Raw genomic sequence first — 21780 nt, 5'->3', positions numbered from 1 at the left:
ACAATAATTCCTGATCCCGAATTCCGAATTCCGCATTTAAGTGTCAGCGACCTCGCTGCCGAAGCAGCAGTCCTGACCATACCCTTCTATTATAACACTTCTTATCTGATTACGCAAACTTTTTTCGGGATTTTTCCGTGAAATCTTTACTAATGTATAATCAGGTGCATATCCGTGATGAAATTCTGTAGAATTTTCACGCTCGAAGAGCACCGGCACCGTCTTCCCAACCATATACCTGAGGTAACGCTCACGGTCCCTCTCGGCGGCAGCTGTCATTTCCTGCCAGCGCTCAGACTTGATGTTCTCCGGGACCTGTCCCTCCATGTCAGCCGCTCTTGTGCCTTTCCTGCGTGAATACCTGAATACGTGTACCCTCGAAAAGCCTATCTTCCTGACGAAATCCACGGACTCCCTGTGGTCCTCGTCCGTCTCCTGAGGGAAGCCCACCATTACGTCCGTAGTGAAGGAACATTCCGGGAATATGCCTCTGATATGCTCCGTGAGGGCAAGGTACTCCGCGGCGGTATACTTCCTGTTCATAGCCCTGAGGGTCTTCTCGCAGCCGCTCTGCAGCGACAGGTGGAACTGGGGGCAGAATTGCGGCAGCGCTCTCAGCCGTCTGAGCAGCTCTCCGGACATGAGCTCCGGCTCAAGGGAACCGAGGCGTATTCTTTCTATACCCTTTGTGTTGGCGCACATCTCCACGGCGTCGGCAAGGTCTCTTCCCCATTCCCTGCCGTAGAACGCAAGGTTTATGCCGGAGAGGACTATCTCCTTCACTCCCCCGGCAGCTATGGCTCTTGTCTCCTCGTAAAGCAGGGGCAGGGGCTTCGAGCGGCAGCGTCCCCTCGCAAACGGTATCATGCAGTAGGAGCAGAACTGGTCGCAGCCGTCCTGTATCTTCACGAAGGCACGGGTATTGCTGTCGAACTGCTTACACTTCAGCGGCTCGAATATGTCTCCGGAGCTGTAAGCCTTTATATCAACTATACGCCTGCGCTCCGCAAGGCATTCCGTTACCATTCTTACTATTGCCGACCTGTCCTTGGTACCTGTTATTATATCGGCTTCACCGAGCTTTTCCGCCTCACCGCGGTTAGCCTGCGGATAGCAGCCGGTAAGGGCTATCACAGCCTCAGGCATGGCTGAACGCAGCTTTCTCAGCGCCGCAAGCGCACGGCTGTCACCGGAAGAAGTGACCGTACATGAATTGATAACGACCGCGTCTGCTGAAACAGCTTTATCTGTTATCACATATCCCGCATCGCGGAACATCGACCTCATGCACTCTGTCTCATAATGATTCACCTTGCAGCCGAAGGTCACAAAACATATCTTATACATAAAACACCCTTTATCTTATAGATAATACATATAACGCTATATGAAATATGCACAATTTTCAATTTATATTTTTATGCACTATCGCTATGAATAAAAAAGTTCTTTACCATTTCAATCAATTATACGAATTTGACGAAAATTTGACAAATCCATTGACACAGCGGAATTTACGTGCTATTATATATGTGCGGTTAGGGAAAAGGCCGCAAAAAAAAGAAATAAACAAGAAAAAACACAGACATCTGAAAACAGGAGGTAAAGTATGACTAAAACAACTGTTAATCTTCAGGCAATCAATGACGTAAAGGATTTCGTCAATATCGTTATGAAGTATGACTTCGATATCGACCTCGTTTCCGGCAGATATGCGGTAGACGCAAAGTCTATCATGGGTATTTTCAGCCTCGACCTCTCCAAGCCCATCGAGCTTGATGCACACACAGATGACGCTGATAAATTCCTCAAGGAGATCGACCGTTTCATTGCGAAGTAAATAGAATCATAACAAAAGGGATATGTTCCGCAAGGAATGTATCCCTTTTGTTTTTTATCCGTCAGGATACCTTCATATCCTTATGAATGGTATCTCCGTTGTTCGCGTCGATATATACCTCACTTACCCTGCTGTCAGAAACAGGCACTATCCACGCAAGGACAGGACCGCTGTAAATAGTCAGCACGGGAACTGTGCCCTTCGCGACCTTGTAATTGTCAGCCGCGCACTTTAACGCAGCGGCAGAGCTGACCCTCGGCTTCACACTGAAGCCCCACATATCGGTATATGTACTGTTTATAATTATCGGTCTGTTTCCGGAGTTCTTGTCCACAGTAAGCTCCACAAAGCTGCTGTAAACCCGCATATCGCCGTAATACTGGTCGAACCTGTAATCAAGCCTGTCGCCGTAGTCCGTCGTGCCGGTGAACTGCAGCTCGCTGTACACGTCGCCTAAGCCCATCTCCCGCGAGTACGAAGCTATGAGGTCAAGCGCGTCCTTTTCGCTGTTTACGGCAGAATCGCCGAGAACGCCCTGTATTATCCTTACAACGTCATCATTTTCCGGATCACGCTTGATAAAAGCCTTTTCCTCGCCGCTCAGAGGTGTGACCTCCTCAACAGAACGCTGCTCCACAGACCACTCAGTGGGTCTTTCGGGATAGGATTTCTTTTTGCTGTTCTTCTTACTGCTTGCACAGCCGCAGGTGAGAAATACCGCAGCAGCTGTCACAGCCGCCGCTACAGCCAGTCTTTTCATATCATTACCTCCGTCGTATCATTGCCTGTCATAGTAGCTCTTACCTCCGTTCGGACGGAAATACGTCCTTATATAGCCGTCAGTGGACAATATTACGAACTCGTTGGTAGCTTCTATGTAGTACACTCCGTCGCCGTCCTCAGCTTCGGTCTTGTGCAGTGCTTCGGAATTGTTTATGACGTCGCTGGCACCCTTTTCGTAATCAGCAGGCGTCCTGTAGTCAAAATCGTCCTCAAATTCCGGACCGTGCTTCTCGAAATGCTCATTCAGGAGCCTGCGGGTGCGGAAATGATACTCAACATATGAACCGTCGCCGTTGTCGAAAATGGTCGTGGTAGTTGTAGTTTTTGCATTTGCTGCGGAAGTTGTAGTTTTCCTGTTCTTTTTGGTCGTTGTGGTTCTTGAAGTCGTATTCTTCTTTGACGCTGCGGAAGCAGTTGTTGTGTTTTTTTCGGTCTTTGAAGCTTTTGCGGTAGTTGCAGCCTCAAAGGGAGCCTTGGTAGTCCACTCGGTTATCCCGTCGTCAGTGGTGACAGTTTCTTTTGCCGGCTTCTCACTGTAGTTCTCATTGTGATCGCCGCAGCCGCAGAGCATCGTTAATGCCAGCAGCGCAGCTGCCGGTAACGCGGCGAAAAATCTGATCTCTTTCATGCTTTCCCTCCTGACACAGCTCTTGTACCTACATTATACTGCAAATTCACAAAAATAGCAAGTTACAAAACAGCAAAAATCCTGAGAACACAAAAGGCTCTCAGGATCTGCTGTTATCTGAGGAAATAATGTTCAATGCCCTAAAGCACGTACTTCTCTTACGTCATAAGTCAGCCTGAACGAATCATCGTCGCACTCGCTGTAAAAGCTGTTCACAACGCGCTCAGCCACAAGGTGTCCGCCTTCGTCATCAGCTCCTATCAGAAGCGCAAGTATCCTGTCATTGCTGCAGACTGATGATATATCTCCCCTTCTCAGGCACTTCCGCACCTCTTCGGAAAGAATATTCATTACCTGTTCCCATTTGTCGGCGGAACTCCTTTTGTGAGCGCTTAGGCTGAATACGAGCATCTGCGTATCCTTCTGAGAGCGTTCAAGAGATCTGAGGACAAAACGGAATATATTCGTAAAATCCACGGAACGGACGCAGTAGGCTCCTGATTCGCCGTCTTTCAGCTTCAGAAGGCTGTCTATGGTCACAGACCTGTGGATATCGTTGTTCGGGACTACTGTCGCAAGCGCTTTCGCTCTGCGCATCATAAGCTCATTGCATATCGGGAGCCTTATCACATCATCGAAGCCGAGAGCCATAAGTATCTCCTGATTCTCGCAGCTTCCCTCTGAAGTGACCGCCGCAGCGGGAGTATTGCAAAGCTTTGCGGAAGCGCGGATATTCTCGATGACCGTGGCGATGGAGCCGCTGCAGTACGCGTCGGAAACGATGATTATATCACATTCCGGAAGCTTGTTCACGTCGGTAACGACCTTGCACTCAAAGCTCCTGCCGAGAACTTTTTCCCAGTATTTAGCCTTTCTTGTGCTGTCGATTATTCCTGCTCTCATTGCCTCGCCCCCGTTAAAAGAATATTCACAAGTGAATTATATCACATTCGGAGTTAAGTATCAATTATCGTTTCTTACAAATTTTTATCTTATTTTTTGTCATAATTACCGCTTGACACAACATATCGGCTTCCCTGCGTAAAAAAACAGGGACCGCTTAAAGCAGTCCCGAAAAACCGGCAGAAAAACGGCTCACTCTTCGCTGCCGTCGTCTATGAATTCGAGTATATCACCCGGCTGGCAGCTTAAAACCCTGCATATCGCATTGAGGGTTGAAAAGCGTATGGCGCTGACCTTGCCTGTTTTGAGCTTTGACAGATTGACGTTGCTCACACCGACCCTTTCGCTCAGCTCATTAAGGCTTATCTTTCTGTCCGCCATTACGCGGTCAAGTCTAAGGATTATCGACATATCCGCTCACCTCACAGTGTCTCGTCGGACTCGGTCTGGAGAAGCTTTCCGTAGCGTATTATCTCAGCAATGACAAGAAACAGAGCAGCAAAAAAGACCGACTGACTGCCTCTGAATAAGAAAGCCTTTAAAAGTCCGAGCTCTTGCCCTTCAAGTATCACCTGTATTATGATTTTCACGACAAAAAGACCAGCAATACCTCTTACCGCCCATACATTGCCCCGTGTAAAAGGCCTGCCGCTCCGGAATATCCTGAAAAAGATCACCGCAGCTGCTGCAAATACCGCGACATAGATAAAGCAGCTCAGCCTTAATCCTAAAATATAATTACTAAGATTTCCCGACTGGATCTTTTCCATTTCGATCCCGGACACTAAACAGAAAGCCGCTGCCAGAAGCGATAATACCATTATTACAAAGCTGCTTCTCTTTATTATGGCTTCTACATTTGTTTTATTCATTTTAACCTCTCCTTAAAAGTATTCGTTCATTTTCAGAGCATAGAGTTGCTCCGTTTCTGTGAATATATAATACCACTCTGATTAATGTTTGTCAATAGTTTTTTAATGTTTATCATTAAATATTGTATGTTTAAACATAAATCAGCTGTTTTATCCCACAGTTTGTTGTATATTTGTTACGATAAATATTTATCGTTTATCATTAAACCAGTAACAGAGAAATTCAGATTTCAGTCAATTTTCACAGTTTTATTATAGACAATCGCCATGAAATGTGATATAATATAAATAAGATAAATCAAAATTTTGCTCCGCAAAATTTTGATTTACAATGCGGAATTCGGAATTAGGGATTCGGAATTAAAGGTGTTCGCCATTCGGCGAACAGGATCAAAATATTTTTTTAATATGTCGGCATAAGCCGACACATTCAATTCCGCATTCCGAATTACGAATTCCGAATTGAATTTAACGCCTGCGGCGTTAAATTATGATTTACAAAAGGAGGAAATACAATGAAAATGACTTTTATCGGCGCTACCCATGAAGTCACGGGCAGCTGTACCTATATAGAAGCCTGCGGCAAGAGGTTCCTTGTGGACTTCGGTATGCAGCAGGGTGAGGATATCTTCGAGAACGTCCAGATACCTGTTTCACCGTCAAATATCGACTTTGTTCTCCTCACCCACGCGCATATAGACCACTCCGGTCTCCTTCCGCTGCTGTATTCCGGCGGTTTTCAGGGCGAGATACACGCTACCGAGGCAACCTCCAATCTCTGCTCCGTTATGCTCCGTGACAGCGCTCACATTCAGGAATTTGAAGCGGAATGGAGAAGCCGTAAGGCTGCAAGACGAGGCGAGCCCGACTACGAGCCCCTCTATACAATGGACGACGCTATCGGCGCTATCGAGCTCTTTGTACCTCACCGCTATGACACAGAATTCGAGATATCCGAGGGTATAAAGGTGCTGTTCCGCGACGCCGGACACCTTCTCGGCTCCTCAAGCATACTCCTTACTCTCACCGAGGACGGAGTCACGAAAACTATCGCTTTTTCCGGCGATATCGGCAATTCTCTCCAGCCCCTGATACGTGATCCTCAGTATATCGCGTCAGCCGACTACGTTATGATAGAGTCCACATACGGAAACCGTATCCATGACCTTCCCACGGACTATACCTCTTCCCTCGCAAAAGTCCTCCAGGAGACATTTGACCGGGGAGGCAGCGTTATCATACCTTCATTCGCAGTGGGCAGAACTCAGGAGATACTCTATTTCATACGCCATATCAAATCCGAGGGACTTGTCAGGAATCACGACGGCTTCCCTGTCTATGTGGACAGCCCCCTCGCCAACGAGGCTACGGATATATTCATAAGCAACCGTGAGAGCTGCTATGACGAGGAAGCCCTTTCCTTCGTCCGCCGCGGCATAAATCCTATAAGCTTCGACGACCTTATCCGAACTGTCAGCAGCGATGATTCACGCGCTATCAACGAGGATACGCGCCCCAAGGTCATACTCTCCGCAAGCGGTATGTGCGAGGCAGGCCGTATCAAGCACCACCTCAAACACAATCTCTGGAAAAAGGAGAATACCATACTCTTCGTCGGCTATCAGGCAGGAAATACCCTCGGCAGAGCCCTTGTTGACGGCGCCAAGCGGGTAAAGCTCTTCGGCGAGACAGTCAAGGTGGCGGCAAGGATAACCCAGCTTCCCGGTATCAGTGGTCATGCCGATGTGAACGGTCTCATGGACTGGGCAAGAGCTGTATCAGGCGTTCAGCGCTTCTTCGTCAACCACGGCGAGGCAAGCTCCTCCGAGAGCTTTGCGCAGCGTCTCCGGGACGAACTTGGCGTTGATGTGTATGTACCATTCAGCGGTGCGGAGTTCGATATCGCGGAAAATGAGATAACTGTAGACGCCGAGCCCATACCGATACCCAAGAGGAAGAATACAGCAAACTTCAATATCGCCTACAGCGACCTTATCGCCGCTTCGGACCGCCTTGCCGCTCTTATCAAGGACTCGGACGGCAGAACGAATGCGGATATGCGCCAGCTCACAGAGGCTATCCACAAGCTCTGTGACGATTGGAAACTGTAATGCGTATCTGTCCCAAATGCGGGAGCAGAATAGATGAAAATGCGGAAAAATGTCCGGTATGCGAAGAAATAAAAGGCGCTGACCGCAGGAAATACAAGCTTACGGGTTACATATTATTTTATGTTTTCCTCGTACTGTCCTGCGTATACACGATGATATGCGCTGTATGCGGTATCGTCCGCTTTTCGGATATTGATACGGAAATGTTCATGAAATACAGCAGCCTGCTCGGAATGATCCAGCCTTCGCCTGCTGTTATAGCCTTCAACTCGCTTATCTATGATCTGTTCATTCCTCTGACGTTTGCGCTTTTCATCATCGCATTCGCATTCAGAAAAAAAGCCGGACTGCTCATTCCGTTTCCGGTAGTGGGAATAATAGCGGAATTTTCCCAGATCATGCTTGATCTCAGGAATTACCGTCATATCATACACGAAAAAGACCGTTTTCTCTGCGGGATAATGGTTATGGAGCTGTTTGCGTCTTTTCTTGTAGTCGTTTTCTTTGTCCTGATGATATGGATGATAGTAACAGGCTTCACGATATCACAGAGCCGTCTGCTGGTGGCTTTTGGCTTTGTGCTTGTAGTCTCGCGCTTCCTGCTGAAGATATATATGTCAGAAGATCCTGATATTTACAGGTTCGTTGCGGCTACAAAGTCATATATGCTCCTTTCGGCACTGCTGCTCAGCTCAAACAAACGCTATACCGACAGCAGGAATATGTGATTTTGCGAAGCAAAATTATGATTTAGTTCAGAGTTGAGAATTGAGAGTTGACAGTTGTGGTGTATCGCCTGCGGCGATATAATTTAAATAATATGAGCGCAGCGAACTCATTAACTCTCCACTCTCCACTATCAACTCTCAACTAAATACTTACTACTCACAAAAAAACATTGCCCCGAAGCGCTCAACAGTGCTTCGGGGCAAAACTTCTGTATACGTACCCGTCTAAAAATCGGGCTCTGCTTTTTTACTTGATAACTCTTACTCTGATAACGCCGTCAACTGCGTTTATCTTGCCTTCAACCGCAGGAGGTACATCGCCTGTAACATCGAGCATTGTGTAAGCGAAATCCTTCTTGGAAGCGTTTACCATATTCTCGATATTGATTCCCTCATTGCCCACTACTGATGTGATGGAAGCAATTGTCGTGGGAACATTCTTGTGGATAATGCATACCTTTGTGCCAACTGCGTTCATTGAAGCGTTGGGAAGATTTACACTGTTCTTGATATTTCCGTTTTCGAGGTACTCGATAAGCTCCTCAGCAGCCATAACCGCACAGTTGTCCTCGCTCTCCGGAGTTGAAGCGCCAAGGTGAGGAAGAACGATAACATCGTCAACGCCAAGTACAACATCGTCAGCAAAGTCTGTAACGTACTTAGCTACCTTGCCGTCAGCGATAGCCTTTACTACTGCCTCGCTGTTGATGAGCTCTCCTCTCGCGAGGTTGATGAGACGAACGCCGTCCTTCATCATAGCAATCTGCTCAGCGTCGATAGTGTTCTTTGTCTGAGGAGTGTAAGGCATATGTATAGTGATATAATCACTGTTCTCATATATCTCGTTTATGTTTGTAACGATCTTTACAGACGGCTCAAGGTGAAGCGCAGCGCCTACAGAAAGGTACGGGTCGTAACCGATGACCTTCATGCCCAGTAACTCGGCAGCGTTTGCGATCTTTCCGCCGATAGCGCCGAGACCGATGATACCGAGGGTCTTGCCTGCGATCTCAGGACCTGCGAACTTTGACTTGCCGCCCTCAACTGTCTTGGGAGCGTCGGGTGTGCCCTTGAGTGAAGCTGCCCATGAAGCTGCCTCAACTATCTTTCTTGAAGAAAGGAGAAGTGCGCAAATAGCAAGCTCCTTAACAGCGTTTGAGTTAGCGCCGGGAGTGTTGAATACGCAGATACCCTCCTGAGCGCAGCGCTCAACGGGGATATTGTTCACGCCTGCACCTGCACGTGCGATAGCAAGAAGGTTGTCGCCGAACTGCATATCATGCATTTTTGCGGAACGTACCATTATAGCGTCCGGATTGGCGCAGTCCTCGGATACTGAGTACTTGCTCTTGTCAAATATGTCTGTTCCGATATCTGAGATCTTATTTAAAGTCTGTATCTTGTACATTTCAGTAAACCTCTTTCCTTATTTATTAGAGCTTGAAATCAATTCGGAATTGATGTGTACGCTTGCGCGTACAAATTATAAATCAACTTACAGCTTATTTCAGATATACCGCCGCAGGCGATACCTTTAATTCCTAATTCTGCATTCCGAATTTGAAAAATTATGAGTTTTCTTCCTCGAACTTCTTCATGAATGCTACGAGCTTTTCAACGCCCTCGATAGGCATTGCGTTGTAGATGGAAGCTCTCATGCCGCCTACTGTTCTGTGACCCTTGAGGTTCTCGAAGCCTGCTGCCTTTGACTCGGCAACGAACTTCTTGTCCAGCTCCTCATTGCCTGTGATGAAGGGAACATTCATGAGTGAGCGGTCCTTCTTCTCAACAGTGCCCTTGAACATCTTGCTGCTGTCAAGGAAATCGTAAAGGATCTTTGCCTTCTTCTCGTTGTGCTTCTTCATAGCCTCAAGGCCGCCCATTTTCTTTATCCACTTGAATACCTTGCCGCATACGTAGATGCCGTAGCAGGGAGGAGTATTGTAAAGTGACTCGTTGTCAGCCTGTATCTTCCAGTCCATCATTGTAGGAGTACACTTGAGTGCGGGACCGTCAGCGATGAGGTCCTCACGGACAATTATGATCTGTACGCCTGAAGGACCAACGTTCTTCTGAACGCCGCCGTAGATAACGCCGTACTTTGTAACGTCAACAGGCTCTGAGAGGAAGCATGAGCTTACGTCAGCAACGAGCTCGTGACCCTTTGTGTTGGGGAGCTCCCAGAACTTTGTACCGTAGATAGTATTGTTCTCGCATATATATACATAATCCACATCGTCGGGGATATCAAGATCTGAGCAGTCCGGGATATAGGAGAAGGTCTTGTCAGCAGATGAAGCCACCCTTACTACCTCGCCGTACTTCTCAGCTTCCTGAGCAGCCTTCTTTGCCCACTGACCAGTGATGATGTAAGCAGCCTTGCCCTTCTTCATAAGGTTCATAGGAACACCTGCGAATACCAGTGAAGCGCCGCCCTGTACGAAAATTACTTTATAGTTATCGGGGATATTCATAAGGTCGCGGAGATCCTTCTCTGCGTCCTTGATGATCTCATCATATACCTTTGAACGGTGGGACATCTCCATTACGGACATACCGCATCCCTTGTAATCCATCATTTCCTCTGCACATTCCCTGAGAACTTCTTCGGGAAGAACTGCAGGACCTGCGCTGAAGTTATAAACTCTGCTCATGTTAAAAAACCTCCAGATTGATATGTTAAATAAGTAGTATTTGCAATACAATATAAATTATACTCCTTTAATCAGGATAAGTCAATATCAAAAAGCGATTTTTTTATAGTTCGTTAATTTTTTGGCAAAAGGTGCAAAAAAAGAAGATATCTCTGTGCTAATAGTTACATATTCCGCTGTTTTTAAAGCTCCGTCCATATCTGCAAAAAAACTGCACAGCCTTATCCGCGTGCAGTTTTATTCGGTATATACTATAGCTATAACTGTTATATTATCCTTGCTGCCGCTTTCGAGAGCCTTGTCAACAAGGAGGTGGAGACGTGTCTTCATGCTCTTAGGCATTTCCAGTATCTCTTCGATATCGAGCACGGAAACATAGTCCGAGAGACCGTCCGTACACAGCAGAAGAAGGTCGCCGTATTCCATGCCCCCCGCCAGTTCCGTTATGTCGATCTGCGGAGCTGACTTAACATTGCCAAGCACCGGGAAGATTATATTCCTGTGTACATGGGTCCTGCGCTCCTCTGTAGTTATAGCTCCCTCATCTATGAGGAGCTGAACGAGTGACTGGTCACGGGATATCTGCTTTATACGTCCTCCGCGGAAACGGTACAGCCGTGAATCCCCCACGTTGAACGTGAATATCCTGTTATCAGCGTCAACTGCGACTCCGCACACAGTAGCCTGCATATTGTGCATTTCCGGGTCTGATTCACTGTACTCCGCAAGTCCGCGATGAACCGCCATAAGGTCCGATTCAAGGTCGGAGATATCGGAAAAGCCCTTGTCACGGAGCATTTCAAGGCACATTCTTGAAGCGAGCTCTCCTGAGCGCTCACCGGATACGCCGTCGGAGACAGCCGCTAAAAACGGAGCCTCAGCAGTCAGTTCGGAGGAGCCTGAATCTATCACGCTGCCGTTTATGAGCAGTGCGTCCTCATTATGGGGCATTATGCCCTTTTCCGTCACTCCGCAGCAGTAATACATTTCTCTCCTCCTCTCTTTATTCTATGCCATACATTTTCATTCCGTTTTTACAGGTGATATCTATGAGCTCCTGCGTCGGCATTCCCTTTATCTCAGCTGCCTTCGCAGCAGTATACGCTATCATGGAGCTGTCGCTGCGCTTTCCTCTGAAGGGCTCCGGCGCCATATACGGGCAGTCGGTCTCCATGAGAAGTCTGTCCGCAGGAACAGCTTCAAGAGCTTTAAGCGCTTTCTTCGCGTTTCTGAATGTTAGCACACCTGTAAAACCGATATACATTCCCAGCTTCAGTATCTCCCTTGCCGTTTCGGCAGAGCCGCTGAAGCAGTGTACCACGCCCCGTGGACGGTACTCCCTGAGAATATCCACAGTATCCTCGGTCGCGTCCCTGCTGTGGACTATCACCGGCATATCAAGCTCTGCCGCAAGCTCAAGCTGCTCACGGAAAAAGCGTATCTGCGCATCACGGTCATAGCCCTCATAGTGATAATCGAGACCTATCTCGCCTACCGCTTTTATTTTCGGCCCGGAAGCTGTCATCTCACGGAGCCTGTCAAGATAGTCCGCAGGAGTTTCATCAATGCTTTCGGGGTGAACACCTGCCGCTGCGTAGATATAATCGTACTTCTGTGCAAGCCGCATATTCTCAGCTGAATCATCAAGCCCCGAAGCCGCCAGCATGACAAGCTTCACGCCTTTGTCCGGGAGCTCATTCAGCACCTGCTCCCTGTCAGCGTCAAATGCGCTGTCGGCGTAATGTGCGTGTGTATCAAATATCCCTGTCATTTCTTATCGCCGAAATACTTTTCCTGTATGCTCTTGATGAAGCTTTCGCTTATGATGAAATCGCTGCCTGATATAACACCGTCCACTGTGATGGTCACAGCTATGGAGTTGCCGTGTTCAAACATGAATTTTATAGCGTTCTTGTGTTCCTTGAAGTCAACGGAGGTGATATTCGTCTGGAGCTTGTTTATTACAGTATTGAAGCTGAGGTCAAGGTTGCCGGCGATATTCTGTCCGTCCGCCTGATTCACCATTGATGAGATGAGCGATGAAGCAGTGAACGCACGCTCGCTCTCTCCGTCCTTGAACATGGTATATGTAACGAATGTAAGCGCCTGATCGCTGTTGAGGTACTGATTGCTGCCGTCGTTCTTGAAGCCGGCGATATCAGCGTTCACAGGATAGGATACGCCGCCGAAGATATCGCAGGCGCTCTTGAATGCGTCACCGTTGAACTGCGCGTACTTGTCGATCTTCTCACCGAATACTGATTCCACGAATTTTGCCGCCGATTCCGCACCGCCTGTATTATAGCTGTCGATAAGGCTTGCCTGACCGCCGTTTGCGATAGCGATAGTATTTGAAGGGATACCGATAAATACCAGCTGCTTCTTTATGGGCATGGAACGTACAAGCACGAATGTGGGCGGACAGTACTCCTGAGGTTCAAGAACAAGGAGCAATGTGTGATTGTCTTCTTCGGAAACTACTCCCACCTTTCTCGGCACGGGAGCTGTGGGTTCATTGCTTTTTCCGAGTCCCCAGTAATTCCAGGCAAACATCGCGCCGCCTCCGAGGATCAGAAGTCCTATGAAGATAGTGAGCAGAAAAGGTACTGCAACGTGTCCTGTTTTTTTAGCCATTTTTGCGGCTCCTTTCATATTTTTTGATCGTCATTTTTTTGTCTTTCTTTTGATTTTTATCATAATCTCAGTGATATAAACTCATCGTATAACACCCGCCGGAAAATATCCGCCGTGAAATGAATAAAAATTTTTTTCCATTTGCAAGGTTTAAAAATTAAAGGCGAAGTTACGGTTATCCACAGAGTTTTCCACATTTTCAACATAAATGAATTGCCAATTGATGTTTAAACACACAATTCAACAGCCTGTTGAAAAAGAACAGGTGTTCATTCGAGGAGCATTTTTTTAAGGTTCTTTTCCTTCTCCCAGAAAGACCGGTATATCATCATAAACTCCTCTCCGGTATCGCAGGCAGCCCTGCAGGCTTCCTGACTTTTCGCCGAATTTTCGAGCATTTCGTGTATCCTGCCGCACTTGAAGCTGTCACATTCCGCGCAGGCTGCGACCCTGTGTTCTCGTGCACACGGAAGCAGTCCGAAAGCGCATGAAGCATTGCTTCCGCAGCCGCTGCAGCTGATCTCATCTGTTGAAACTATCCTGTCACGCCAGCCGACCTTGTACCAGAACTCAGCAGTCTCCCTGAGTTCTTCCTCGGTTTCCGCAACGTACCTCGGACATACCGCACAGTCGTCGCCGCACACTGAATAAACAGGCTCTGTCTTTTCAAGCTCCTTCAGCTTGTCGATATACCATTTCACAGCCTCACTGCCTTTACGCTTCAAAAATTTTTAATTCAGATATGCTTATCCGATTGTTGATTTATATAAAAGAGTGTGCTATAATTAATAAGGCTCTTCAAAGACGTTGTCCATAAATACCAGCTTGCGGCGTATGATCTCTATATCAGGTCCGCATTCGTCAATGAGCGCATACACGTCTTCAAGACCGAAACGGCGTATCTTCAGTCCCTTGCGGACTGCATAGTTCAGCGTCTGATATGTTCCTGATTTGAACGAGCCTTCATTAAAGTATGAGATGACCGCTGACGCATGATCCGCCATGAAATAGTTGCGTACCTTGTAAAGCTCCGGTGAAGCGTTTTCGCCGCTCTTTCCGTACACAGCTTGCGGATCGGTATTGGTCGCAAGAAGCAGGTCAGCACCGCGTTCCACATCTGCAAGGATATCCTTGTACTGGGATGTAAAGCGCTCTGCATGGCGCAGGAAAGGCATAACGCCTATAAGGCGTATGCTGCTGTCAGAAATCTTTTTCGCAAGGACATACTTCGCCGCCCAGAGATCGGTGCCGACGGCAAGTCCGCTGATAAAGCTTCTGTAGCCGCTCTCAACAGCCATGTCTATGTACCTGAACAGCATGAGCTGAACGGTGCGCAGAGTGATATTGCGGTAAATCGGATCTTTCCTGTACGGTATGACGCTGTTTTCACGATGTCCGGTAAAGCATACCGTGCCGGCGGAGTCTATCTCCGCATCGTCTGCCGGAAGTACAGGAACGCCCGAATCAAGTGAGAAAAGCATAGTACACCTCGCTTCCCCGAAAATATCATACATTAAAATTATAACATACATCATATTTTATTTCAAGACGTTTTTGGACTTGTAATTAAATTTTAATTTTGCATATAACAGAAAGGAAGGATAACGGAATGAAGCCGTATCTGAAACGAGCATGGGCTGAGGTCTCGCTCCCTAAGCTAAGAAAAAATGTTGAGGTCATAAGGGGGCTAAACTCTCCGGGAACCGAAATAATGGCTGTGGTAAAGGCTGACGCTTACGGCCACGGCGACGAGCACATCGTCCGCTGTCTCGCCGAGCAGTGCGGGATAAAGTATTTCGCGGTATCAAATCTTGACGAAGCCATTGCCGTAAGGAAATTCGCGCCCGGATCCGAAATACTCATTCTCGGTTATACTCCTCCGGAATACGCCCATGAGATAGCCATGTACAATATCATACAGGGCGTAGTTTCCACAGAGTATGCGCTTGAGCTCGTAAAGAACAGTGCCGAGCCCATCCGCTGTCATATAAAAATAGACACAGGTATGGGCAGGATAGGTCTCAAGCATGATACTCCCGAAGAGTGCGCCGATGAGATCGAGTCTATGATGAAGATAGAAAAGCTCTCCGTTGAGGGCATTTATACACATTTTGCCGTTGCGGACAGCGACTCTCCCGACAATATAGAATATACCGACAGGCAGGAAAAGTTCATAACAGACACTTACGATGTGCTTGTTAGCAGAGGCATAAAGCTGAAACATCTGCACTTCATGAACAGTGCCGCTACATGCTACAGGAACAGTCCGAGAAGCACTCTTTCAAGAGCCGGCATAATACTCTATGGTCTGCACCCCGATGTAAGTCTTGATATACCTGCGGAGCTCGAACCTCTTATGGAGCTTAAAGCCGTTATATCCCATGTAAAGACCGTCAAGCCGGGGGACTGCATAAGTTACGGAAGAACTTTTGTAGCTGACCGCGAAATGCGTATCGCTACAGTAACTATAGGATATGCTGACGGATATTCACGTCTGCTCAGTTCAAAGGGTGAGATACTCGTCCGCGGCAAGAGGTGCAAGATAGTGGGCAGGGTCTGCATGGATCAGCTCATGATAGATGTATCCCATGTTCCCGAAGCTAAATCGGGAGATATAGTAATACTTATCGGCACAGACGGAAACGACCGTATCACCGCCGACGATCTCGCACAGGTATACGGTACTATCGGCTACGAGGTGGTATGCGGTATCTCCAAGCGCGTACCCCGTATCTATATTGATTGAGTTGAGAATTGAGAGTGGAGAGTTAAGAGTTAATGAGTTCGCTGCGCTCATATTATTTAAATTATATCGCCGCAGGCGATACACCACAACTGTCAACTCTAAATTCTCAACTCTAAACTAAATCATATTTTTGCTCCGCAAAAATATGATTTACCGAAGGAGGATAAATATGACAAAAGCAATGACTATTTCGTATGAGGTGGGCGATAACCTCTACCTCAACCTGACAAATAAATGTCCCTGCGCCTGCACCTTCTGCATACGCAACCACGCCGACGGCGCTTACGGCTCCGACCCCCTGTGGCTGGAGCATGAGCCCTCAATGGAGGAAATAATCGCAGACCTGCGCAAACGTAATCTCAAAAAGTACCGCGAGATAGTTTTCTGCGGCTACGGCGAGCCCACAGAGCGCCTTGACGCCGTTCTCGAAACCGCCGCCTATCTCCGCAGCAGGGAGAACTGCCCAAGGCTCCGTATCAATACAAACGGTCTCGGAGATCTTATCCACGGCAGAAGCATAGCAAAGGAGCTCTGCTATGAACTGGATACAGTCTCTATAAGCCTCAACGCCCCAACAGAAGAGGACTATAACGCTGTAACCCGTCCGCGTTTCGATAACGCTTTCGAGGCTCTGCAAAAGTTCACAAAGGACTGCGTAAAGGCTGGCAAAGCCGAGGTTATAATGTCAGTCGTTGACGTTATCCCGCAGGAACAGATAGAAGCTTCACGTCAGCTCGCTGAAAAGCTGGGCGCTCACCTCCGCGTCAGGACCTTTGACGACTGATAAACTGCATATATTTCAACATTCCATTTTGTGCAGTATTTATGCAGTTATACTATGGAAAAACATACTTAAATATGATATAATTATTTATTGAAGGATTTCTCTAATCTGAGATAAGGAGTAATTTCTATGAGTAAAAAAGGTAAGATAATCCTTGCAGCTTCTATATCCACTTCAGTTCTTGCTCTTACAGCGGCTGCGGTGACTGTTTTTGTCTGCAAGCGAATTTACGAGAAGAATTATTTCTCGGTCACGGATTAACAGGTCAATAATATTAAAAAGAAGGTTGAATAATATGGAAATCAAATTCACAAAGGCAGCAAGCCTTAAAGCTAAGCCACAGCCCGGCGACAAGCTCGGTTTCGGTCACATCTTTACAGACTATATGCTCGTTATGCCCTACGATGAGGGACAGGGCTGGCATGATCCTGAGATCAAGCCCTACGCTCCTATCGAGCTCTCTCCTGCAGCTATGTGTCTCCACTACGGTCAGGAAGTATTCGAGGGCTTAAAGGCTTACAGAACTGCTGACGGCAAGGTACAGCTCTTCCGTCCTCAGGAAAACTTCAAGAGACTCAACAAGTCAAACGAAAGACTCGTTATCCCGGAGCTTCCCGAAGATCTCGCAATGAAGTGTCTCCTTGAACTCCTCAAGATCGAAAAGGACTGGGTTCCTTCAAAGGAAGGCGAGTCACTCTATATCCGTCCGTTCATTATCGCTGTTGATCCATTCCTCGGCGTTAAGCCCGGCGCTCAGTACCTCTTCATAATCATTCTCTCACCCTCTGGCGCTTACTACGAGAGCGGTCTCAACCCTGTAAACATCTACGTTGAGAGCAAGTATGTCCGCGCTGTAAGAGGCGGTATGGGCTTCGCAAAGACAGGCGGCAACTACGCTGCTTCTCTTATCGGACAGGACGAGGCTCACAAGCAGAACTACTCACAGGTTCTCTGGCTCGACGGTGTTGAGCAGAAGTACATAGAGGAAGTAGGCGCTATGAACATCTTCTTCGTTATTGATGGCAAGGTTGTAACTCCTATGCTTCAGGGCTCTATCCTCCCCGGTATCACAAGAAAGTCCGCTATTGAGGTATGCAAGAGCAAGGGCCTCACAGTTGAGGAAAGACGTATAGATATACAGGAGATCGCTGACGCTTACGACGCTGGCAAGCTTGACGAGGTATTCGGTACAGGTACTGCTGCTGTTATCTCACCTGTCGGTCACCTCAAGTGGAACGACAAGGTTATGGAGATCAACGGCAACAAGATCGGCAAGATCTCACAGATGCTCTATGATACAATGACAGGTATCCAGTGGGGCAAGATCGAGGATACATTCAACTGGATCGTTCCCGTTGAATAATAAAGGCGCTTCCGTAAGTGCGGAGCAGATATAGAAATTTTAAGCCATAGTATTTCTGATCTGAAGTCAGAGGTACTATGGCTTTTCTATTGACAGTACAGCTAATATAAATCAAAATTTAGCTTTGCTAAATTTTGATTTAGTGGAGAATTGAGAGTGGAGAGTTAAGAGTTAATGAGTTCGCTGCGCTCATATTATTTAAATTATATCGCCGCAGGCGATACACCACAACTGTCAACTCTCAATTCTCAACTCTAAACTAAATCATAATACCCCTGCAGGCTGACGGCTGTATTGTCATTTCTTCCTGCCTTTTCATATAATAATGTGATTAGAGATAATCATTCTATGCCGTAAAAGGCGGACAGGAGTACAACATGGATAAACACAGGATACTTATCGCAGGCGGCGATATGCGGCAGTTATACTGCGCAGAAAGGCTGTCCCGCGATTTTGAGATAGGGCTTTTAGGCTTTGACAGCGAAAACCTCGCAGACCATACCGGACTTGCCGCAGCCGATATCAGCGCACATAAATACTATGACTGCGCCCTGCTGCCGGTACTGCCGTTCAGCGACGACGGAAATATCTATACTCCGTGCAGCAGTGAAAAACTGACGGCGGAGCTCGTGAGCTCTCTGATTGCCGATAACAGTACGGTCTTCGCCGGAAAAGTGAATGCAGAGCTTAAAGAAGCCTTTCAGGGCTTTGAGATATATGACTATATGCTCAGTGAAGAACTGAATATTAAAAACGCCGTTCCTACGGCAGAGGGAGCTGTACAGCTTGCGCTCGAAGAACTTCCCGTCACACTGAACGGACTGAAAGTCCTTATAGTCGGCATGGGCAGGATAGGTACAGCTATTGTAAGGATACTTCAGGGCTTCGGCGCGGATATCACCGGCGCAGTCCATAACAGCCGCGGAGCAGCAAAAGCAAAACTGCACGGTATAAAGGCTGTTCCCACAAAGCGCCTCGGCGGTGACTACGGACTTGTATTCAATACCGTTCCCCAGCTCGTTCTGGACCACGATAAACTGGCTGAATTTTCAAATAATACACTTTTCATCGACCTTGCCTCCAAACCCGGTGGTATAGACTTTGAAGCCGCACTCAGCCTTGGTCTGAAAGTGATATGGGCACTGGGACTCCCCGGCAAGACCGCTCCGGTCACAGCAGGAGAGATAATAGCGGAAACTGTGATTTCAAAGCTTGAAGAAAGAGGTGAAGCCATTGAGTGAGATACTGAAAGGACTCAGGATAGGCTTTGCCATGACAGGCTCATTCTGCACCTTCAGTCAGTGCTTTGAGCAGGCGGAGCTGCTTATACAGAATGGAGCGGAGCTGCTGCCGATAATGTCAGGAAACGCTTCCGGTACCGATACCCGCTTTGGCACAGCTGAGGATAATATCAGCAAGCTCGAAAGCATAACAGGTAAAAATGTGATCACTTCCATAACCGAAGCCGAGACCATAGGCCCCAAAGAGCTTACGGATATAATGGTAGTTGCCCCGTGTACTTCAAATACCGCTGCAAAGCTTGCTTCCTCCATTACCGATACGCCTGTCACTATGGCTGTGAAATCCCATCTCAGGCGCGGAAAGCCCGTCGTACTTGCCCTTGCCTCAAACGACTCCCTTCTGGGCTCAGCCAAAAATATCGGAGAACTTTTCAACAGAAAGAACTATTACTTTGTTCCTATGCTTCAGGACGACTGTATCAATAAACCTGCGTCCCTTGTGGCGGAATTCTCTTTGATCCCCGACGCTGTTGAAGCCGCACTGAAAGGGATACAGCTTCGTCCGATTATATATCATACCAAGCCATGAAAAAGCCCGCATAACCTAAATGTGGTACTTATGTAGAAGGCTCTACATGAGCTATTGAGGATAACCTTTCTTCAGAAAGGTTTCCCCCGATAATTCCATATAAAGCTCATATATAAGTACCACACTTATTATGAAGGCTTACTGATTCAGAATTCTTCTTTTGATATGGAATAATCCAGCATTTCAATAAACATGAGCTGTTTATCGAATATCTTCTGATCGATATCATTATTTATGCAGTACAATTCGGTATATGAATACTTTTTCCCGTCCTTGTTAAGATACAGATCATTTTCCTCGAACAGCTTTATAGGATCAAAGCAGTTCTTCTGATAGGGAAGGTATATCAGCTTGACCTGCCTGTTCCTGTCATCCGCAAGCTGCTCATGAATATAGTTTATCCTGATGATATCGACCACCTTATTGGTTACATCAACAAAGAGGTTCACTCCCAAAACCGAAACGAGCAGTACGGCGGAACACTTTTTTACCAGACCGGTATCCATTACCTTAATACTGTTCAGTACAGGCACAGATACCTCACAGGTAAACAGGCACCAGAATATAAACGAAGCAAAAAAGCAGCGGCCTGTTATGGCATTAACCACGAGAAATGGAGCAGTAACAAATATCGTACTCAGCAGATAAATAACCGCCCTTACACGTTTGCCGCCCTCAAATAAACTGCATACCATATATATCAGAACGCATATATACAAAACCGTAAGCGCCGCTTCAAGAGCCCTGCTGCGGTACGCACTTGAAAGCACTGCGATATCTTCACCGTTATCTACAACAAAGACAAAAACAGTGTAGATTATCATAATAAACAATGAAGCTGCAGCATATTTCGGGCGCTTGTCAGCTTTTCCATACTTTTTTGCAAAAATAAAAGCGATACAGCAGGTTATTATAATATGAAGGAAAAAATATGGTCTGGAAAAGTTTACTATAACGTCGCGGTAAATATTCATATAGATATCCGACAGAGATAATTCAAAGCTTCTGAAAGCGATATCATCGCCTTCCTCAAGAATATGCTTGTAGTTGCTGTCGGACATCATCACGATCGTACCGGCTATAGTACCGATCAGATAGGCGATATTCGGGAGATAAAACTTTTTCTGAGTAAAATAGACGAACAGAATAATAAAAATACCGAATAACAGATTATATACCGTAATGTTTTCGATACACAATGCTCCGACAAAGCCGATAAGCAGAAATATCAACGCGCTGCCCCACTTTGAACGCACAGGCTTTTTTTCAAACAACGGTAAGCAGTATCTTATGTATATCAGTAAAAAGACCAAAGAGATAAGATAATTTGTAAATCCCGATATCCAGTTGTATATATGAACATAAAAATATCTGGGTGAAAATAATAAAACTGAACCCGCAAATAAAAAAGCGACCCATTTATGTTTCAGTTCAGCCTTAAAAAGACCGGCGATAAGGAACAAAAAAGCTCCCATGAAGAAAGTATAGACCACAAAGCACAGAACAGGAGAATTGCATATGAAATAAGTCAGTATATTCGTAAAATATCTTCCATTCGGATTGTGATGCAGCAGCATCTGCGATACGGAATCAATATTATCCCACATGAGATCGTCTGATGTTTTAATAAGACATAAGCAGTGAACGATAATATAAACCACGAATATTATCGGAAATATAAGAGCTTTTTTCTGCAGCAGATCATGTTTCTTCATAGACATATCACCTCTTTATTTAAATCAAAAAGGCTCCATTAGAATACTAATGGAGCCCTAACAATGTCGGCACTGATTTAGTTTCCCAGGCCGTCACCAGCCAAGTATCGTCAACGCGAATGAGCTTAACTTCCGTGTTCGGAATGGGAACGGGTGTGACCTCATTGCCATAAGCACCGACTAAAATGA

General features: G+C 46.7%; 23 protein-coding genes and 1 rRNA gene. 9 read left to right on the top strand and 15 right to left on the bottom strand.

Annotated features, from left to right (window positions below):
- Positions 1–36: 36 nt before the first annotated feature.
- A complete protein-coding gene (gene mtaB, locus QZZ36_RS11195; protein ID WP_295081484.1) occupies positions 37–1347 on the bottom strand; it encodes a tRNA (N(6)-L-threonylcarbamoyladenosine(37)-C(2))-methylthiotransferase MtaB in 1311 nt (436 codons plus the stop codon).
- Positions 1348–1609: 262 nt separating this feature from the next.
- On the opposite strand from mtaB, the gene QZZ36_RS11190 reads away from it, so the two are divergent.
- Positions 1610–1840, top strand: coding sequence for an HPr family phosphocarrier protein (locus tag QZZ36_RS11190; protein ID WP_295081482.1), 231 nt, complete (start codon positions 1610–1612; stop codon positions 1838–1840).
- Between the two features lie 61 nt (positions 1841–1901).
- Here QZZ36_RS11190 and QZZ36_RS11185 read toward each other — a convergent pair whose 3' ends face one another.
- From QZZ36_RS11185 to QZZ36_RS11165, 5 genes are all read right to left on the bottom strand, one after another.
- On the bottom strand, positions 1902–2600 hold the full coding sequence (locus tag QZZ36_RS11185; protein WP_295081480.1) for a hypothetical protein: 699 nt from the start codon (positions 2598–2600) through the stop codon (positions 1902–1904).
- An 18-nt stretch (positions 2601–2618) separates the two neighbouring features.
- Entirely contained in the window at positions 2619–3251 is a 633-nt protein-coding gene (locus QZZ36_RS11180) for a hypothetical protein (RefSeq protein ID WP_295081478.1), read from the bottom strand.
- Positions 3252–3383: 132 nt separating this feature from the next.
- Entirely contained in the window at positions 3384–4154 is a 771-nt protein-coding gene (locus QZZ36_RS11175; protein WP_295081475.1) for a hypothetical protein, read from the bottom strand.
- 192 nt (positions 4155–4346) lie between these two features.
- Entirely contained in the window at positions 4347–4565 is a 219-nt protein-coding gene (locus QZZ36_RS11170) for a helix-turn-helix transcriptional regulator (protein ID WP_295081473.1), read from the bottom strand.
- An 11-nt stretch (positions 4566–4576) separates the two neighbouring features.
- Positions 4577–5026, bottom strand: coding sequence for a hypothetical protein (locus tag QZZ36_RS11165; protein ID WP_295081471.1), 450 nt, complete (start codon positions 5024–5026; stop codon positions 4577–4579).
- Between the two features lie 515 nt (positions 5027–5541).
- On the opposite strand from QZZ36_RS11165, the gene QZZ36_RS11160 reads away from it, so the two are divergent.
- Positions 5542–7137, top strand: coding sequence for an MBL fold metallo-hydrolase (locus tag QZZ36_RS11160; RefSeq protein WP_295081469.1), 1596 nt, complete (start codon positions 5542–5544; stop codon positions 7135–7137).
- Positions 7137–7865, top strand: a complete 729-nt coding sequence (locus tag QZZ36_RS11155; RefSeq protein ID WP_295081467.1) for a hypothetical protein — start codon at positions 7137–7139, stop codon at positions 7863–7865. Before QZZ36_RS11160 ends, QZZ36_RS11155 begins: the two co-directional genes overlap by 1 nt.
- Positions 7866–8112: 247 nt before the next feature.
- Here the strand turns inward: QZZ36_RS11155 and QZZ36_RS11150 are convergent, their stop codons facing one another.
- The 7 genes from QZZ36_RS11150 to QZZ36_RS11120 form a co-directional block, all read right to left on the bottom strand.
- On the bottom strand, positions 8113–9273 hold the full coding sequence (locus tag QZZ36_RS11150) for a phosphoglycerate dehydrogenase (RefSeq protein ID WP_295081465.1): 1161 nt from the start codon (positions 9271–9273) through the stop codon (positions 8113–8115).
- A 160-nt stretch (positions 9274–9433) separates the two neighbouring features.
- Positions 9434–10519, bottom strand: coding sequence for a 3-phosphoserine/phosphohydroxythreonine transaminase (gene serC, locus QZZ36_RS11145; protein WP_295081464.1), 1086 nt, complete (start codon positions 10517–10519; stop codon positions 9434–9436).
- Positions 10520–10756: 237 nt separating this feature from the next.
- Positions 10757–11506: a protein phosphatase 2C domain-containing protein gene (locus tag QZZ36_RS11140; protein ID WP_295081463.1), complete on the bottom strand. Its 750-nt coding sequence runs from the start codon at positions 11504–11506 to the stop codon at positions 10757–10759.
- A 16-nt stretch (positions 11507–11522) separates the two neighbouring features.
- On the bottom strand, positions 11523–12290 hold the full coding sequence (locus tag QZZ36_RS11135) for a TatD family hydrolase (protein ID WP_295081461.1): 768 nt from the start codon (positions 12288–12290) through the stop codon (positions 11523–11525).
- The gene (locus QZZ36_RS11130; protein ID WP_295081459.1) at positions 12287–13153 is read right to left on the bottom strand and encodes an LCP family protein; all 867 of its coding nucleotides are present in this window, start codon (positions 13151–13153) and stop codon (positions 12287–12289) included. Before QZZ36_RS11130 ends, QZZ36_RS11135 begins: the two co-directional genes overlap by 4 nt.
- Before the next feature lie 269 nt (positions 13154–13422).
- A complete protein-coding gene (locus QZZ36_RS11125) occupies positions 13423–13854 on the bottom strand; it encodes a DUF3795 domain-containing protein (RefSeq protein WP_295081456.1) in 432 nt (143 codons plus the stop codon).
- 84 nt (positions 13855–13938) lie between these two features.
- Positions 13939–14634 (bottom strand): SLOG family protein, encoded by a 696-nt coding sequence (locus QZZ36_RS11120; RefSeq protein WP_295081454.1) that lies wholly within the window; start codon positions 14632–14634, stop codon positions 13939–13941.
- A gap of 128 nt (positions 14635–14762) precedes the next feature.
- Between QZZ36_RS11120 and alr the strand changes: the two genes are divergently transcribed.
- The 6 genes from alr (at position 14763) to QZZ36_RS11090 (ending at position 19876) form a co-directional block, all read left to right on the top strand.
- Entirely contained in the window at positions 14763–15899 is a 1137-nt protein-coding gene (gene alr / locus QZZ36_RS11115; RefSeq protein WP_295081452.1) for an alanine racemase, read from the top strand.
- Positions 15900–16068: 169 nt separating this feature from the next.
- Positions 16069–16683: a TIGR04100 family radical SAM protein gene (locus QZZ36_RS11110; protein WP_295081449.1), complete on the top strand. Its 615-nt coding sequence runs from the start codon at positions 16069–16071 to the stop codon at positions 16681–16683.
- A 129-nt stretch (positions 16684–16812) separates the two neighbouring features.
- Entirely contained in the window at positions 16813–16944 is a 132-nt protein-coding gene (locus tag QZZ36_RS11105; protein WP_294752449.1) for a hypothetical protein, read from the top strand.
- Between the two features lie 34 nt (positions 16945–16978).
- On the top strand, positions 16979–18046 hold the full coding sequence (locus QZZ36_RS11100; RefSeq protein ID WP_295081447.1) for a branched-chain amino acid aminotransferase: 1068 nt from the start codon (positions 16979–16981) through the stop codon (positions 18044–18046).
- Between the two features lie 377 nt (positions 18047–18423).
- Positions 18424–19287 carry a dipicolinate synthase subunit DpsA gene (locus QZZ36_RS11095; RefSeq protein WP_295081445.1) on the top strand — a complete coding sequence of 288 codons (864 nt, stop codon included), beginning with the start codon at positions 18424–18426 and terminating at the stop codon, positions 19285–19287.
- Positions 19280–19876 (top strand): dipicolinate synthase subunit B, encoded by a 597-nt coding sequence (locus tag QZZ36_RS11090; RefSeq protein ID WP_295081443.1) that lies wholly within the window; start codon positions 19280–19282, stop codon positions 19874–19876. The genes QZZ36_RS11095 and QZZ36_RS11090 overlap by 8 nt, the downstream gene beginning before the upstream one ends.
- A gap of 146 nt (positions 19877–20022) precedes the next feature.
- Here the strand turns inward: QZZ36_RS11090 and QZZ36_RS11085 are convergent, their stop codons facing one another.
- Both QZZ36_RS11085 and rrf read right to left on the bottom strand, forming a co-directional pair.
- Positions 20023–21591 carry a DUF6056 family protein gene (locus tag QZZ36_RS11085; protein ID WP_295081440.1) on the bottom strand — a complete coding sequence of 523 codons (1569 nt, stop codon included), beginning with the start codon at positions 21589–21591 and terminating at the stop codon, positions 20023–20025.
- Positions 21592–21655: 64 nt separating this feature from the next.
- Positions 21656–21772 (bottom strand): 5S ribosomal RNA (gene rrf / locus QZZ36_RS11080).
- Positions 21773–21780 lie beyond the last annotated feature (8 nt).

The sequence above is a fragment of the Ruminococcus sp. genome, assembly GCF_016287535.1.
GTDB lineage: Bacteria > Bacillota > Clostridia > Oscillospirales > Ruminococcaceae > Ruminococcus.
This window is presented reverse-complemented; position numbering and strand designations above follow the sequence as displayed.

Coding starts and splice junctions, on each gene's coding strand:
- QZZ36_RS11140 (WP_295081463.1), bottom strand. CDS start 11,506: ATGTATTACTGCTGCGGAGTGACGGAAAAGGGCATAATGCCCCATAAT.
- QZZ36_RS11135 (WP_295081461.1), bottom strand. CDS start 12,290: ATGACAGGGATATTTGATACACACGCACATTACGCCGACAGCGCATTT.
- QZZ36_RS11160 (WP_295081469.1), top strand. CDS start 5,542: ATGAAAATGACTTTTATCGGCGCTACCCATGAAGTCACGGGCAGCTGT.
- alr (WP_295081452.1), top strand. CDS start 14,763: ATGAAGCCGTATCTGAAACGAGCATGGGCTGAGGTCTCGCTCCCTAAG.
- QZZ36_RS11095 (WP_295081445.1), top strand. CDS start 18,424: ATGGATAAACACAGGATACTTATCGCAGGCGGCGATATGCGGCAGTTA.
- QZZ36_RS11105 (WP_294752449.1), top strand. CDS start 16,813: ATGAGTAAAAAAGGTAAGATAATCCTTGCAGCTTCTATATCCACTTCA.
- QZZ36_RS11165 (WP_295081471.1), bottom strand. CDS start 5,026: ATGAATAAAACAAATGTAGAAGCCATAATAAAGAGAAGCAGCTTTGTA.
- mtaB (WP_295081484.1), bottom strand. CDS start 1,347: ATGTATAAGATATGTTTTGTGACCTTCGGCTGCAAGGTGAATCATTAT.
- QZZ36_RS11185 (WP_295081480.1), bottom strand. CDS start 2,600: ATGAAAAGACTGGCTGTAGCGGCGGCTGTGACAGCTGCTGCGGTATTT.
- QZZ36_RS11120 (WP_295081454.1), bottom strand. CDS start 14,634: ATGCTTTTCTCACTTGATTCGGGCGTTCCTGTACTTCCGGCAGACGAT.
- QZZ36_RS11110 (WP_295081449.1), top strand. CDS start 16,069: ATGACAAAAGCAATGACTATTTCGTATGAGGTGGGCGATAACCTCTAC.
- QZZ36_RS11150 (WP_295081465.1), bottom strand. CDS start 9,273: ATGTACAAGATACAGACTTTAAATAAGATCTCAGATATCGGAACAGAC.
- QZZ36_RS11190 (WP_295081482.1), top strand. CDS start 1,610: ATGACTAAAACAACTGTTAATCTTCAGGCAATCAATGACGTAAAGGAT.
- QZZ36_RS11100 (WP_295081447.1), top strand. CDS start 16,979: ATGGAAATCAAATTCACAAAGGCAGCAAGCCTTAAAGCTAAGCCACAG.
- QZZ36_RS11085 (WP_295081440.1), bottom strand. CDS start 21,591: ATGAAGAAACATGATCTGCTGCAGAAAAAAGCTCTTATATTTCCGATA.
- QZZ36_RS11170 (WP_295081473.1), bottom strand. CDS start 4,565: ATGTCGATAATCCTTAGACTTGACCGCGTAATGGCGGACAGAAAGATA.
- QZZ36_RS11155 (WP_295081467.1), top strand. CDS start 7,137: ATGCGTATCTGTCCCAAATGCGGGAGCAGAATAGATGAAAATGCGGAA.
- serC (WP_295081464.1), bottom strand. CDS start 10,519: ATGAGCAGAGTTTATAACTTCAGCGCAGGTCCTGCAGTTCTTCCCGAA.
- QZZ36_RS11175 (WP_295081475.1), bottom strand. CDS start 4,154: ATGAGAGCAGGAATAATCGACAGCACAAGAAAGGCTAAATACTGGGAA.
- QZZ36_RS11130 (WP_295081459.1), bottom strand. CDS start 13,153: ATGGCTAAAAAAACAGGACACGTTGCAGTACCTTTTCTGCTCACTATC.
- QZZ36_RS11180 (WP_295081478.1), bottom strand. CDS start 3,251: ATGAAAGAGATCAGATTTTTCGCCGCGTTACCGGCAGCTGCGCTGCTG.